This window comes from Planomonospora algeriensis (genome assembly GCF_977012225.1).
This window is the reverse complement of record NZ_CDRNDK010000129.1, coordinates 1-14,358: the sequence shown is the minus strand read 5'-3', so window position 1 is coordinate 14,358 and position 14,358 is coordinate 1. Positions and strand designations below refer to the sequence as shown.

Annotated in this window: 10 protein-coding genes; 4 read left to right on the top strand and 6 right to left on the bottom strand. The window is 72.6% G+C overall.

The window, feature by feature from the left end:
• Window positions 1-140 precede the first annotated feature (140 nt).
• A complete protein-coding gene (locus ACWJ6R_RS15740; protein ID WP_449062936.1) occupies window positions 141-641 on the bottom strand; it encodes a SigE family RNA polymerase sigma factor in 501 nt (166 codons plus the stop codon).
• Window positions 642-737: 96 nt separating this feature from the next.
• On the opposite strand from ACWJ6R_RS15740, the gene ACWJ6R_RS15735 reads away from it, so the two are divergent.
• Complete coding sequence (locus tag ACWJ6R_RS15735; protein ID WP_449062935.1) at window positions 738-1,772, top strand: adenosine deaminase; 1,035 nt, start codon at window positions 738-740, stop codon at window positions 1,770-1,772.
• Window positions 1,773-1,867: 95 nt separating this feature from the next.
• Here ACWJ6R_RS15735 and ACWJ6R_RS15730 read toward each other — a convergent pair whose 3' ends face one another.
• Window positions 1,868-3,946 (bottom strand): ATP-binding protein, encoded by a 2,079-nt coding sequence (locus ACWJ6R_RS15730; protein ID WP_449062934.1) that lies wholly within the window; start codon window positions 3,944-3,946, stop codon window positions 1,868-1,870.
• Between the two features lie 427 nt (window positions 3,947-4,373).
• Between ACWJ6R_RS15730 and ACWJ6R_RS15725 the strand changes: the two genes are divergently transcribed.
• From ACWJ6R_RS15725 to ACWJ6R_RS15715, 3 genes are all read left to right on the top strand, one after another.
• Complete coding sequence (locus ACWJ6R_RS15725) at window positions 4,374-5,084, top strand: class I SAM-dependent methyltransferase (protein ID WP_449062933.1); 711 nt, start codon at window positions 4,374-4,376, stop codon at window positions 5,082-5,084.
• 105 nt (window positions 5,085-5,189) lie between these two features.
• Window positions 5,190-7,067 carry an acyl-CoA dehydrogenase family protein gene (locus tag ACWJ6R_RS15720; protein ID WP_449062932.1) on the top strand — a complete coding sequence of 626 codons (1,878 nt, stop codon included), beginning with the start codon at window positions 5,190-5,192 and terminating at the stop codon, window positions 7,065-7,067.
• A 338-nt stretch (window positions 7,068-7,405) separates the two neighbouring features.
• On the top strand, window positions 7,406-7,576 hold the full coding sequence (locus tag ACWJ6R_RS15715) for a hypothetical protein (RefSeq protein WP_189235093.1): 171 nt from the start codon (window positions 7,406-7,408) through the stop codon (window positions 7,574-7,576).
• A 100-nt stretch (window positions 7,577-7,676) separates the two neighbouring features.
• On the opposite strand, the gene ACWJ6R_RS15710 is transcribed toward ACWJ6R_RS15715, so the two are convergent.
• The 4 genes from ACWJ6R_RS15710 to ACWJ6R_RS15695 form a co-directional block, all read right to left on the bottom strand.
• Window positions 7,677-8,822 carry an acetyl-CoA C-acetyltransferase gene (locus tag ACWJ6R_RS15710; protein WP_449062931.1) on the bottom strand — a complete coding sequence of 382 codons (1,146 nt, stop codon included), beginning with the start codon at window positions 8,820-8,822 and terminating at the stop codon, window positions 7,677-7,679.
• Between the two features lie 233 nt (window positions 8,823-9,055).
• Window positions 9,056-11,413, bottom strand: coding sequence for a rhamnogalacturonan lyase family protein (locus tag ACWJ6R_RS15705; protein WP_449062930.1), 2,358 nt, complete (start codon window positions 11,411-11,413; stop codon window positions 9,056-9,058).
• A gap of 468 nt (window positions 11,414-11,881) precedes the next feature.
• Window positions 11,882-13,483 carry a DUF2079 domain-containing protein gene (locus ACWJ6R_RS15700; RefSeq protein WP_449062929.1) on the bottom strand — a complete coding sequence of 534 codons (1,602 nt, stop codon included), beginning with the start codon at window positions 13,481-13,483 and terminating at the stop codon, window positions 11,882-11,884.
• Complete coding sequence (locus ACWJ6R_RS15695; RefSeq protein ID WP_449062928.1) at window positions 13,480-14,154, bottom strand: class F sortase; 675 nt, start codon at window positions 14,152-14,154, stop codon at window positions 13,480-13,482. Before ACWJ6R_RS15695 ends, ACWJ6R_RS15700 begins: the two co-directional genes overlap by 4 nt.
• Between the last annotated feature and the right edge of the window lie 204 nt (window positions 14,155-14,358).

Genomic DNA, 14,358 nt, shown 5'->3' with positions numbered 1-14,358 from the left:
GGTGGCCAGCGCGGCGCCCGCCGTACGGGAGCGGACTCTGCGGGCGCGGTGGCGGCGGCGGACCGCCGCACCCATCGACGGGCCGGCGTGCACGTCCGCGACGTGCGCCTCCATCGCCTCGGCCAGCTCTTCCTCAAGCCTCATCCGAACACTCCTTCCAGGGTGCCGATGCGTTCGCGGATCCTGGCCAGCCCCCGTGCGGCCTGGCTCTTCACGGTCCCCGCCGAGCAGCCCATGAGCGCGGCGGTCTCGGCCTCCGACAGGTCCTCCCAGTAGCGCAGCACCAGGACCGCGCGCATCCGCGCGGGCAGTCTCCGCAGCTCCGCCAGGAGCGTGTCGCGCAGTTCCACGTCCGGGTCGTCGACCAGGGTCTCCGGCGGCCGGGCGAAGGTGATCTCCTGGATCACCCGGCGGCGGCGGGAGGCGCTGATCGCCGCGTTGACCACGGTCCTGCGCGCGTAGGACTCGGGATTGTCGTGCCGGATCCGGCCCCAGTGCCGGTAGACCTTCTCCAGCGCGTGCTGCACCAGGTCCTCGGCGTCGTGCGCCGACGCCCCGCAGACCAGGATCGCGGTGCGCAGCAGCGCCGTACTCCGTGCGGCCAGGAACTCGTCGAAGGCCGCCTCGTCTTCTTCCGTCATCAGCGAGGTCCCCTTTCGTCCCTCCCAACGCACGGACGCGCCCGCGGGTTGAGAGGTCCGGCCCGCCGGACCGCGAGGGTACGGCACCATATGGAAATGCCACGTCCGCTCAGCGCCCTGCCCAAGGCCCACCTGCACCTGCACTTCACCGGTTCCATGCGGCACACCACCCTGATCGAGCTCGCGCGGGAGCACGGGCTGCACCTGCCGGACGCGCTGGTGCAGGACTGGCCGCCGAAGCTGCGGGCCACCGACGAGCGGGGCTGGTTCCGGTTCCAGCGGCTCTACGACATCGCGCGCTCGGCCCTGCGGCGCCCGGAGGACATCTACCGGCTGGTGCGGGAGACCGCCGAGGACGAGGCCGCCGAGGGCTCGGCGTGGCTGGAGATCCAGGTGGACCCGTCCGGGTACGCCCACCGGTTCGGCGGGCTCACCGCCACGATGGAGCTGGTGCTCGACGCCGTGCACCGGGCCGCCGAGCACGCCGGGATCGGGATCGCGGTCGTGGTGGCCGCCAACCGGACCCGGCATCCGCTGGACGCCAAGACGCTCGCCCGCCTCGCCACCCACTACCTCGACCAGGGCGTCGTCGGGTTCGGGCTCTCCAACGACGAGCGGCGGGGCCGGGCCCGCGACTTCGACGGGGCCTTCCGGATCGCCAGGCGGGCCGGGCTGCTGGCCGTACCGCACGGCGGGGAGCTGCTGGGCGCGGCGAGCGTGGCCGAGTGCGTGGACGACCTGGGCGCCGACCGGGTGGGGCACGGGATCCGGGCGACGGAGTCGCCGCGGCTGATGGAGCGGCTCGCCGACCGGCAGATCACCTGCGAGGTCTGCCCGATGTCGAACGTCGGACTGGGGGTGACCGAGCGGGCCGAGGACGTGCCGCTGCGGCGGCTGTTCGACGCCGGGGTGCCGATCGCGCTGGGCGCCGACGACCCCCTGCTGTTCGGCTCGCGGCTGCTGCCCCAGTACGAGCTGGCCCGGGAGGTGTACGGCTTCCGCGACGCGGAGGTGGCGGAGCTGGCCCGGCAGTCGATCCGCGCCTCGGCCGCCCCCGAGCAGGTGCGCAAGGAGCTGCTGCAGAAGGTGGACGCCTGGCTGGCCGCGCCCGGCGACCGACCGGGCGGGTAGCCGGGCCCGCCGGATCGACCGGACCCGCAGGACCGTCAGGGCCGTCGGGCCGGCAGGACCTGCGGGGTCCGGCGCGCGGCGGGACCCCTCCCGGCTCAGTCGAGGGCGTAGGCCACCGCGGAGTCGGGGTCGTCGTCGTGTCCCTCGGCGAAGACCGTGTCGTAGGCGTCGTCGCCGAGCAGCTGGCGGGCGGTGCGCTCGGCGACGGTCCGCGGCTCGGACATGCTCTCCGAGCCGAAGCCCCGCAACCCGAACGTGGCCCACAGCCGCATGCCGGACCCCTGGAGCCGGGCCGTACGGTAGCCGTCGCCCTGGACGGCGGCGATGACCGCCAGCTGGTCGAGGGCCAGCGCCACGCCGGTGGTGTCCCGCAGGCGCCACTTGGCGTCGAGCGACTGGCGGGCGGCCAGCTCGGCCTCCTCCACCCGGCCGAGGCCGAGCTGGGCGATGGAGAGCACGTAGTCGCCGGTGGCGCGGGCCCAGCGCTCGCCGCGGTCGTCGCAGAGGCGCTGCACCTCCTGCAGCACGGTGATGGCCTTGGCGAAGTCACCGCGCCACGTGGCCGCCATGGCTGCGGTCACCAGGGCGAGCGGCTCGCTCACGGTCATGATCTGCGCCCTCCGGAAGTACTCGATGACGAGCTTGACGCCGGGCTCCACCTCTTCGAGGGCGCCGACGCACAGCGAGCGGACGGCCAGGCGGAGCCGCGCGTGTCCCGCCGCCTCGTAGTCGCCCCACTCCAGGGCCACGGCCAGTGCGGTCTCGGCCCGGCGGCGGCCGGACTCCAGGTCGCCCTGGGCCATGGCCACGCAGCCGTCGGCCCACAGGAGCTTGGGCAGGCCGGGGTCAGTGGGGGACGCGGCCTCGATCGCCCGCCGCATGTAGTAGCGGCCCTCGCGCAGGCGGCCCAGGCAGAACCAGAGGATCCAGAGCGCTCCGGCGAGCTCGACGGAGGCGGGGACGGGGATCCGGCCGGGGGCCGCCGTCCTGGCGGGGGAGCCGGAGTCGAGGACGACGCGGAAGTTGGTGATCGCGGAGTTGAGCCGCCGGGCCCACATCTCCTGGTCGGGGCCGTACCAACCGGCGTCGGCCCGGCGGGCCAGGTCGAGGTAGTAGCAGCGGTGCCGCTCGGCCATCCGGTCCTCCTCCCCGAGCCGGACGAGCTGCTCCCTGCCGTACTCCCGGATCGTGTCGAGCTGGCGGTAGCCGCCGGGGACCCTGATGAGCAGCGATTTGTCCACGAGGGCGGTCAGCAGGCCCGGCACGTCGGCCAGGTGTTCGTCCCCGCAGACCCAGTCGGCCGCCTCGGCGTCGAAGTTCCCGGCGAAGACCGACAGGCGCGCCCAGAGCAGGCGTTCGGCGGGGCTGCAGAGCTCGTGGGTCCAGCCGACCGCGGTGCGCAGCGTCTGGTGCGGGGAGACGAGGGCCCGGTTGGCCGAGAGCGCGGCGAACCGGCCGTCCAGCCGCTCGGCGAACGGCTCCACCGGCATGTTCCGCAGTTGCCCCGCGGCCAGCTCGACGGCGAGGGGGATGCCGTCCAGCCGCCGGCAGATCCGGGCGGCGGCCTTCAGCCCCGCCTCGTCCAGGGCCGGGCCGGGCGCGGCGGTCCCGGCCCGGTCGAGGAAGAGACGGAGCGCGTCGTCGTCCAGCACTCCCCCGGGTCCGGCGGCGGGGTCGGGCGTGCGGAACGGCTCGACGGGCAGCACGGTCTCGCCGTCCAGGCCGAGGGGCTGGCGGGAGGTGGCGATGATCCGTACGCCGGGTGCGCGGGCCAGGACGCGGGTGAGCAGGTCGCGGCAGGCGGGCAGGAGCTGTTCGCAGGTGTCCAGCAGGAGCAGGAGCCGTTTGCCCGCCAGGAACTCCACCAGCACTTCGGACTGGGATCGGGTGGACTCCTCGCGGAAACCGAGGACGGCCGCGACCGTGTGGGCGAGCAGGTCGCCGTTGCGCTCGCCGGAGAGCTCGACCAGCCACACGCCGTCCAGATGGGCGTCCCGGCATTCCTCGGCCGCCTTGACGGCGATCCGCGACTTTCCGACGCCCTCGGGACCCGTCACCGTGACCAGCGACGTCTCAGCCAGGAGCTTCACCAGCTCTCTCACCTCCGTCTCGCGGCCGACGAAGCTGCTCGCCTCCGCGGGGAGGTTCCCACGCCACCACGGGTTCGGTTCCATCGATTCCAGCTCCTTCCGCGTACCAGGAATAACACCCGGTCAAGGTCACGGGCCGGACATGAAACCGTTTCAGGGTGGGGATTTTCCCCCCGGGAGGAAATCCCCCCTCCATTGCGGGATTGAATCTTCTCCCGCTCGCCGACAATATTCATTGTTGCCTTCATTTAAATGTCAATGTCCGTCAAATACCCATAAATGGTACAAAAAGATAACCGCGATGATCGGCGTGGTCTCGACGCGCTCCCGGCGGACTCCCGGTGCCCTTCTCCGCGTCCCTTCCAGCGGGGTCGCCGGATGTCCTCTTCGGGGAGTTTGGGGGGCCGGTCGAGGGGAACGGCCACTAGACTCTGCCTGTCCGTAGCCGTGGCCGCCGCGCCGCGGTCTTCTGCGAGCTGGACGGAACCGCATGTCTGGGTATGACCGCGTAGTGCAACCCGCGGCCGGCGACGAGGCCCTGGAGAACCACCTCGGTGGGGACGAGGCCAGGAACTACCGCCAGTACGAGTTCGACATGGTCGCCCCGCACGTGGGCCGCTCCATGCTGGAGATCGGCTCCGGCCTCGGCCACTTCGCCGAGCAGTTCCTGCCCCGCCTGGACCGGCTGGTGGTCAGCGACTTCGACCCCTACTGCGTGGAGCAGCTCAAGAAGCGCTTCACCGGGCGCGACGACATCGACGTGCTGCAGTTCGGCCTGCCGACGGAGATCCCCATCGGGGAGAAGGTCGACACCGTCGTCATGATGAACGTCCTGGAGCACATCGAGGAGGACGTCGAGGCCCTGCGCTCGCTCGCCGCCGTCACCCTGCCCGGCGGCCGGATCGTCATCTGGGTCCCCGGCTACATGCAGCTGTACGGGGACTTCGACCGCAAGGTCGGCCACGTCACCCGCTACACCCCCGCCACCCTGCGCAGCACGGTCACGGAGGCCGGCCTCGACATCGACGTGCTCAAGCCGATCAACTTCCTCGGCGGCATCGCGTGGTGGGCCGCCGTGCGGCGCGGCGGCGTCGGCTACCCCGACCCGCGGCTGGTGAAGATCTACGACCGCACGGTCGTCCCCGCCACCCGCTTCATCGAGCGGTTCGTCCGGCCTCCCTTCGGGCAGACCGTCTTCTGTGTGGCCCGCGTACCGCAGTAGCGCGGCCGCCGGGCCGCCCGCCGGGCGCCGCCCCGGCCGCCGGTGTCTTCTCGGGCCTGCCGCCCCGGCGTAGCGTCGGAGGCATCCGCGTCCGAGGAGGTCACGATGACGACCGATTACGCCAAGGCACGTGCGGTGGCCGAGCAGGCCCGCGAGAAGGAGTGGACCCGGCCCAGCTTCGGCCGGCAGCTGTTCCTGGGCGACTTCCGCCTCGACCTCGTCCATCCCGCCCCGGCGCTGCCGGAGGCGGAGGTCCGCCGGGGCGAGGACTTCCTGCACGCCCTGCGCAGGTTCCTGGAGAGCAAGGTCGACCCCGCGCTGATCGAGCGGACCGCGCAGGTGCCCGACGAGGTCGTCAAGGGCCTGGCCGAACTCGGCGCCTTCGGCATCACCATCAAGCGGGAGTACGGCGGGCTGGGCCTGCCGTACCTCTACTACGGCCGCGCCCTGATGCTCACCGGCTCGTACTGCCCGGCGCTGGGCACGCTGCTCTCCGCGCACCAGTCGATCGGGGTGCCGCAGCCGCTGAAGCTGTTCGGCAGCGAGGAGCAGAAGCGCGCCTTCCTGCCCCGGTGCGCCAAGGGTGAGATCTCCGCCTTCCTGCTGACCGAGCCCGACGTCGGCTCCGACCCCGCGCGGCTGGCGACCACCGCGGTCCGGGACGGCGACGACTACGTGATCGACGGCGTGAAGCTCTGGACCACCAACGGCGTCGTGGCGGACCTGCTGGTGGTGATGGCCCGCACCGGGTCGAAGATCTCCGCCTTCGTCGTCGAGGCCGACAGCCCCGGGATCACCGTCGAGCGGCGCAACGCGTTCATGGGCCTGCGCGGCATCGAGAACGGCGTCACCCGCTTCCACCGGGTGCGCGTGCCCGCCGCCAACCTGATCGGACGCGAGGGGCAGGGCCTGAAGATCGCCCTGACCACGCTGAACACCGGGCGGCTCTCGCTCCCGGCCGCCTGCGCGGGCAACGCCAAATGGGCGCTGAAGATCGCCCGGGAGTGGGCCGCCGAGCGCGTCCAGTGGGGGCGCCCGATCGGCGAGCACGAGGCGGTGGCGGGCAAGCTCGCCTTCATCGCCGGCACGGCCTACGCCCTGGAGGCGGTGATGGACCTGACCTGCCGGCTGGCCGACGACGAGAGCAACGACATCAGGATCGAGGCCGCGCTCGCCAAGCTGTACGCCTCGGAGATGGTCTGGAAGGTCGCCGACGAGCTGGTCCAGCTGCGCGGCGGGCGCGGCTACGAGACCGCGGAGTCGCTGGCCGCCCGGGGTGAGCGCGGGGTCCCGGCCGAGCAGCTCCTGCGGGACGTCCGGATCAACAGGATCTTCGAGGGCAGCACCGAGATCATGCACCTGCTGATCGCCCGCGAGGCGGTGGACGCGCACCTGTCGGTGGCGGGCGAGCTGGTCGACCCCGCCGCGGCGCCGCGCGACCGGGCCCGCGCCGCCGCCCGCGCCGGCGGGTTCTACGCCCGCTGGCTGCCCACCCTGGTCGCGGGGGCGGGGAACCGGCCCGGCTCCTACGCGGAGTTCGGCCCCCTGGCGACGCACCTGCGCTACGTCGAGCGGACCGGCCGCAGGCTCGCCCGCTCCACCTTCTACGGCATGTCCCGCTGGCAGGGCGGGCTGGAGCACCGGCAGGGGTTCCTGGGCCGGATCGTGGACATCGGCGCCGAGCTGTTCGCGATGACCGCGGTCTGCGTGCGGGCCCGCGAGGAGGAGGCCGAGCTGGGCCGGCGCCCCGCCGAGCTGGCCGACACCTTCTGCCGCCAGGCGCGGCTGCGTGCCGAGGCGCTCTTCGACCGCCTCTGGGACAACACCGACTCCGGCGACGTACGGCTGGCGAAGCACCTGCTGAAGGGTCGCTACACGTTCGCCGAGGAGGGCATCCTGGACGCCTCCGCCGACGGGCCCTGGATCTCCCCGTCCGAGCCCGGCGCCTCCGCCGCCGAGAACCTCCGCCGGCCGGTGCACTGACACCGGCCGATGCACCGACGCCGACCGGTGCACTGACGCCGGTCGTCTCCCGCCGCCGTCCCGTGCCGCCGTCCCTCGGCGGCGGCACGGGTCCGGCGGTCGCCGCCGCGCGCCCGGAATCGGTAGGAAGAAACCAAAATTAAATGGCTTGCATCGACCCGATCCGGGCGCGTACCGTCATCGTCATGTGGATTTTCTCCTAGAAGCCGGCGTCGATCAGCCACTGACTGATCCGCCCGCACTCAGCCCTCTGGCCCCGTAGTCCTGACGCGGCAGCTGAGTTTCCGGCACGGCCCTTCGCGGCGCCGCGTCGTCATCGTCTTCGAAGGAGAGTCCATATGCGAATTCGCGCAACCGCCAAGCGTTCCGGAAAGACCCGGACCCGCACTCCGCTCCCCGAGCGGACCCTGCCCTCCATGCCGCCAGTGCCCCGGCAGATGCCCAGACCGCACCTGCCGGTGAGGCCGACCCAGCAGCCGCGCCGGATCCCCGGCAAGGGCGGCCGCTGAAGGGGAAGGCGCCGCGGTCCCTCCCACTAGGGGACCGCGGCGCCTTCTCTCATCCGCCCGTGCCGCGTGCCGTACGGCGTGCGGCGCGGGCGGGTCCGCGCTACAGGCGCTCGATGATGGTGACGTTGGCCTGGCCGCCGCCCTCGCACATCGTCTGCAGGCCGTACCGGCCGCCGGTGCGCTCCAGTTCGTGGAGCAGCTTGGTCATCAGGATCGAGCCGGTGCCGCCGAGCGGGTGGCCCAGGGCGATCGCGCCGCCGTTCGGGTTGACCTTGGCCGGGTCGGCCCCGATCTCCTTGAGCCAGGCCAGCGGGACCGGGGCGAACGCCTCGTTGATCTCGGTGACGTCGATGTCGTCGATGGACAGGCCCGACCGCTTCAGCGCCTTGCGCGTGGCGGGGATGGGCGCGGTCAGCATGTAGACCGGGTCGTCTCCGGCGAGCGTCAGGGTGACGATGCGGGCGCGCGGGGTCAGGCCGTGGTCGCGGACCGCCTGCTCGGAGGCGATCAGCAGCGCACCGGAGCCGTCGGAGACCTGCGAGGAGCTGGCCGCGGTGATCCGGCCGCCCTCACGCAGGGTCTTCAGCCCCGCCAGCTTCTCCAGGGTGGAGTCGGGGCGCGGGCCCTCGTCGTCCTCGACGCCGTTGATCGGGGCGATCTGGTCCTTGAAGTAGCCGTTCGCGACGGCCTTGGCCGCCCGCTGGTGGCTCTCGTAGGCGTACCGGTCGAGCTCCTCGCGCGACAGGTCCCACTTCTCGCACATCAGCTCCGCGCCGCGGAACTGGGAGATCTCCTGCTTGCCGTACCGCTCGACCCAGCCGTCGCCGAACGGGAAGGGCATGCCCTTCTCCAGCGCGGCGGTGATGCTCGCCCCCATGGGGACGATGCTCATCGACTCCACGCCGGCGGCGACCACGAGGTCCTGGGTGCCGGAGAGCACGCCCTGGGCCGCGAAGTGGATCGACTGCTGGGAGGAGCCGCACTGGCGGTCGATGGTGACGCCGGGGACGCTCTCCGGCAGGCCCGCCGAGAGCCAGGCGTTACGGGCGATGTCCATGCTCTGCGGGCCGAACTGCATCACACAGCCCATGATCACGTCCTCGACCGCGGACGGGTCGACGCCCGTGCGGTCGATCAGCGCCTTGAGGGTGTGCGCGGCCAGGTCGGTGGGGTGGACGGTGGACAGCCCGCCCTTCTTCTTGCCGACCGGGGTACGGACCGCCCCGACGATGTACGCCTCTGCCACAGTGCCTCCTGGGTCCCGTCCCAATGAAACCGAGCATCATTCTGTCAGTAGGAGGTTACCTCAGAACCTCCGCCCGCGCCCTCCCGGGGATTCCAGGGCGGGACGGCCCCGAAACGGGAAGGGGCTCCCGCCCGGGTCCGGGCGGGAGCCCCGCGAAGGCGCGTGTGGCGGCTCCGTACCGCCGCGGGTCCGGTGCGCCGCGGCGGCACCGGACCCGTGTTCTCCGCGCGGGTTCAGCGCACGTAGACGTTGGGCCGGGGCGGGGCCGCCATGCCGTCGCCGAGGAAGAAGCCCGGATGCGGCGGCTGGTTGTAGGCGGTGTTCTGCCAGGCGACCGCGGTGCGGTACTGCGGGTCGTGCATCAGGGTCGTGATGCGCCGGTCGGTCCGGTGCGGGGTGCTGTAGACGCGCAGGGCCCGGTTGTCGCCGGTCGGCCAGATCACCTCTTCCCGCCAGTCGCCCAGCAGGTCGGCCACCAGGGACGGGGTGGCCTTGGTGCCGTTGTTGGAGTGCACGCCGGAGGCGGTCAGCAGCCGGGTCTCCCCGCCGGTGCCGTACTTGTCGATCCGGGTCTGGTCGACCAGCTCGCGGACCGGGTCGCCGTCCCACCAGGCCAGGAAGTTGATCGAGGAGGGCTCGCGGCCCAGGGCCGCGCCGGTGGCGCTGCGCAGCGTGGTGTCGGCGGCCGACCAGGCCTCGGCGCCGGGGCTGCCCGCCCAGATGTCGCCGGCCACGCCGCGGCCGTTGTCGGTGCCGGAGGCCGTGGACCACAGCACCTGGCCGGTGCGGGCGTCGGCCAGCCACGAGCCCGGCTTGGACTTGTCCTCGCTCACCTTGAAGTACTCCAGGCCGGGGCGGGCGGGGTCGAGGTCCCCCAGGTGCGCCGCGTCGCCGTGGCCGAGCTTGGTGGTCCACAGCCCGGCGCCGTTGTCGTCGACGGTCATCGCGCCGTAGACGATCTCGTCCTTGCCGTCGGCGTCGACGTCGCCCACGGTCAGGGCATGGTTGCCCTGGCCGTCGTAGCCCCTGCCGGAGTTGGTGGAGCTGTTGGTGTCGAACGTCCAGCGGCGGGTCAGCGCGCCGTTGCGGAAGTCCCAGGCGACGATCACGCTGCGGGTGTAGTAGCCGCGGGCCATGATCAGGGACGGGCGTTGCCCGTCGAGGTAGGCGGTGCCGGCCAGGAACCGGTCGACCCGGTTGCCGTAGGAGTCGCCCCAGGCCGAGACGGTGCCGCGGGCCGGCACGTAGTCCACCGTCGAGGCGGCCCTGCCGGTGCGCCCGTCGAACATGGTCAGGTACTCGGGGCCGGACAGCACGTAGCCGGAGGAGTTGCGGTGGTCGGCGCTCGCCGAGCCGATCACGGTGCCGGCGCCGTCGCGGGTGCCGTCGGCGGTCTTCATCGCCACCTCGGCGTCGCCGTCGCCGTCGTAGTCGTAGACCTGGAACTGGGTGTAGTGCGCGCCGGCGCGGATGTTGCGGCCCAGGTCGATGCGCCACAGCCGGGTGCCGTCCAGCCGGTAGGCGTCGACGAACACGTTGCCGGTGTGACCGGACTGGGAGTTGTCCTTGGCGTTGGACGGGTCCCACTTCAGCACGAGCTCGTACCGCCCGTCGCCGTCGAGGTCGCCGGCGCTCGCGTCGTTGGCGGCGTAGGTGTAGGCGACGCCGTCGGGGGTGGTGCCGCCCGGCGGCGGGGAGATCGGCACGTCCAGGTAGCCACTCGCCAGGCGCAGCGCGGGCGCGGAGGCGGCCTGCTCGGCGCCGTTGACCACGGCCCGCACGGTGTAGGAGGCGTCGGCCGCGGCGCCGCCGTCCAGGTGGTTGGTGGAGCCGGTGATCGGCGTGGAGTTGACCTTGGTGCCGTCGCGGTAGAGGTTGAAGCCCACGCCGGCCGGGTCGGTGGCCAGCAGCCGCCAGGAGACCAGGTTCCCGTTGCCGGAACGCACGCTGACCAGGCCGCGGTCGAGGTCCTCGACCTGCTTGGCGCCCGCCGGAATCACCGTCGGGGTCGGGATCGGGGTCGGGGTCGCGGTCGGGGTCGGGGTCGCGGTGGGCGTGGCCGTCGGGGTGGCGGTGGGCGACGGGCTCGCGCTCGTGGCGGGCTCGAGCGTCCAGCGCTTGCTGACCACCGAGTCGCAGGAGTTCTGCTGGACGGTGGCACCGGCGGCGGTGGAACTGTCCTTGACGTTGAGGCACTTGGCGCTGCCGAGGTTGACGACGCGGTAGGTCGAACCGCTGACGAGCTCCAGGTTCCAGCTCTGGAAGGCGCTGGTCGAGCAGTTCTGCTGGACGGCGGCCTTGCCCGCCGAGGTGCTGTTGCCGGAGATACCCACGCACTTGGCGCTGTGGGCGGCGGTCAGCCGCCAGCCGCCGGAGACGGTCGACAGGTCCCACGTCTGGGCGGTGGCGCCGTTGCAGGCGGACTGGACGAGCCGCGCACCGTCGGCGGTGCTCTGCCCGGAGACGTCCAAGCACAGGCCGCTGGCGGCGTTGACCAGGGTGTAGGACCCGGCGGCCGGCGTGGACACGGCGGCCGCCGGAGCCGCCTGCCAGCCGCCGATCGCCGTGCCCGCCGCCAGGACGGCCACCATGGCCGCCCTTCGACGCGGACGTGGCCGCAGGGCTTTAAAACGTTTCATCTCCAGCTCCGATCTGAACCGTGGGGGGTGGGCTCAGGGATTCGCCGGCCTCTCCGACGCTTCCCGGCCGGGCCATGACGGCATGGGTGGCCGGGAGCAGGGAGGATGCACGGGACGGTCTGCGAATCTTCTGATGGAATGCGCTTTCCTGGCCTTCAGAAAGGTAGAACGTGTGGATGAGGGCGTCAATCGACGGGAGCCCCGGTTCCCCCGGTCACGGCCATCGGATTGAAACGTGTCAGGTCAGATTCACCCTCCGAGCAGGGATCGCGAGGTTTTCCGGAGGGGTGTCTGAAAATTTCAGCCGCAGGGGCCCGATGGCCGGACGCGGAGCCCGCGACCGCCGGACGCCTCGGCTCGACCGTTCGAGGCCGCCCCCTCCCCGCCCCGGATCTCCGCTTCCCCGGTCAGGACGCCCGGTCAGGACGGCCGGTGCAGCACGATGTAGCCGTCCCTCTCGAAGACCGTGCGGTAGCCGCTGCGCAGGGCCTCGTCCACCCGCTGCCGCTGGAGCTCGTGGGCGCCGAACGGGAAGGACCAGCGGTCCACGTCCGCCACGATCCACGGCGCGTCGCGGGCCGTGGGGCCCCAGAGCAGCACGGTCGTCCGCGAGGTGAGCGCCGGTCCGACGTGGTTGACCGCCTCGACGACCACCCCGTCCGGCACCGCGGCCACCGCCTCCCGGGCCGCCGCGACGTGCGGGTCCCCCTCGTAGAAGGACCACTCGACCAGGTTGCCGAGCGCGAAGCGCGGGATCAGCGTGATGGCGATCACGCAGACGGCGACCGCCCAGTGACGGCCCACCGCACGTTCCGCACCCCGGCCTTCGGTCCGGGCCGCGGCCGCGCCCTGGCCCTCGGCCGCGCCCAGCCTCTCCGCCGCGTCCGGGTCCCGGCCCGCGCGCCGGTCACGCAGGCGCCGTCCCAGCCGGTCCACGCCGTCCACGCCCGCGCACAGCAGAGCCGCCACGATGAAGGCGTTGTAGTGGTGGTCCGGCCCCCACCACTGCGACCGGTCACCCAGGAAGCGTTCGGCGATCATCGGGACCGCCATCAGGGTGAGCGGTGAGAACAGCGCCGTCAGCAGCACCGGCCAGAAGAGGAAGGCCAGCGTATCGACCTTGATCTCCGGGCTGACGAACTGCCACAGCGTTCCCAGCGGATCGCGCGCCATCCCGGCCGCGGCCTCGCCCATGGTCGCCCCCCACCGGCCGTAGGCCCAGTGGAAACCCGCCTCGCCCGCTCCCGCCATCGGCATCAGGACACCGCGGATCGTCGTCAGCGCCGCGAGCGCGAACAGGACGAACGCGGTCCCCTCCAGCCTGCGCCGCGTGACGAACAGGTACGCGCCGAAACCTGCGACGAGCAGGCCCATGTCCTCCTTGACCAGCAGCAGGCCCAGCGCCGCCAGGACCGCCACGCCCCGGCGGCCCGCGTCGAAGCGCTCGATCATGATCGCGCTCAGCAGCGGGACGAAGGCCACCTCGTGGAAGTCGAACCCGGCGGCCTGCGCGACCGGCCACGACACCGCGTAGGCCACCGCGACCAGGTGGGCGGGGACCGGGCCGAGGCGACGCGCGGCGTAGTGCCAGACGGGGACCGCGGCCAGGGCGAGCAGGACGGCCTGAGCGATGATCAGGGTCTGCGGCCCGTCGTGGATCCAGTACAGCGGGGCCAGGACGGCGAGAATCGGCGAGAAGTGATCGGCAAGCTGGAGGAAGTCCATGCCCAGGCCGTAGTTCACGCCCACGGCGGGCGCCGCCGGGGGCCCGAAGCCCGCGTAGCCGCGCACCGCCTGGTCGAAGATGACCAGGTCGAAGATGCTGGCCCGGAAGGTGGCCAGCTTGACCAGCCCGAGCACGGCGTAGGCCGACGCGGCCAGCACCACCGTCGCGGCCAGCCCCAGCGGGTGCACCCGCCGCCGCAGGAATCCGTCGGCCCGCACCATCAGCCTGGCGGCGCCGGAATCCGGCCGGTCCGCCACTCCGGCTCCCCCGGTCCCTGGGACGGTGTCCGCGCTCATGCCCGGCGGGTGCCCGTCATCGTCGCGTAGGCGATCACGTTGTCGGTGTAGTGACCGGTCGCGTGGTTGTAGGTCCCGCCGCAGGTGATCAGGTGGAGCTGCGGCACGGCCGACTCGCCGTACACCCGCTGCGTCGGGAAGACCGACTTCTCCGCCTGCTCCAGCCCGCCCACGGTGAACACCGCGATCAGGCCGTCCTGGCGGTGCACCTCGATGACGTCGCCGTTGCGGATCTCGTGGAGGCGGCTGAAGACCGCGCTCCCCCTCCGGGTGTCCTTGTGCCCCAGCATGATCGCCGGTCCCGCCTCCCCCGCCGTGGGGCCCGAGCGGTACCAGCCGACGAGGTTGGGATCGCTCACCGGCGGCACCTCGATCGCCCCCTGCCGGTCGAGCCCGACGGACTTGATCGGCGCTTTGACGCCGAGCTTCGGGATGACCAGGCGGACCGGGGTCGAGGGCTGCAGCGGCGGGGCCGCCGGCAGGCTCGGCTGCGGCGGCGGCGCGGTCGGAGCCGCCTGGAAGTACTGCTCCGCCCCGGCCGCGCTCGGCTGCACCCGCGGCGGCAGGGTGGTCCGCTGGTCGGCGAGGCCGTACTGCTCGGGCGCGGAGACCATGAGGATCATCCCTACGAGCACCGTGACCACCCCGGCGATCGCGGCCAGGATCAGCACCGACCGCAGCACCCGCCCGCCGGCGGGGTCGACGTACGGCTCGCCGTACCCGGACGGCTGAACCGGCCCGCCGTATCCCGGCGGGAGATGGCCCGGCGGGAGATGGCCCGGCGGGAGATGGCCCGGCGGGAGGTGGCCCGGCGGGCCGTACCCGGGATACGGACGGCCCTGACCGGGGCGCCCGTACGGCTGCGCGGGCCGTCG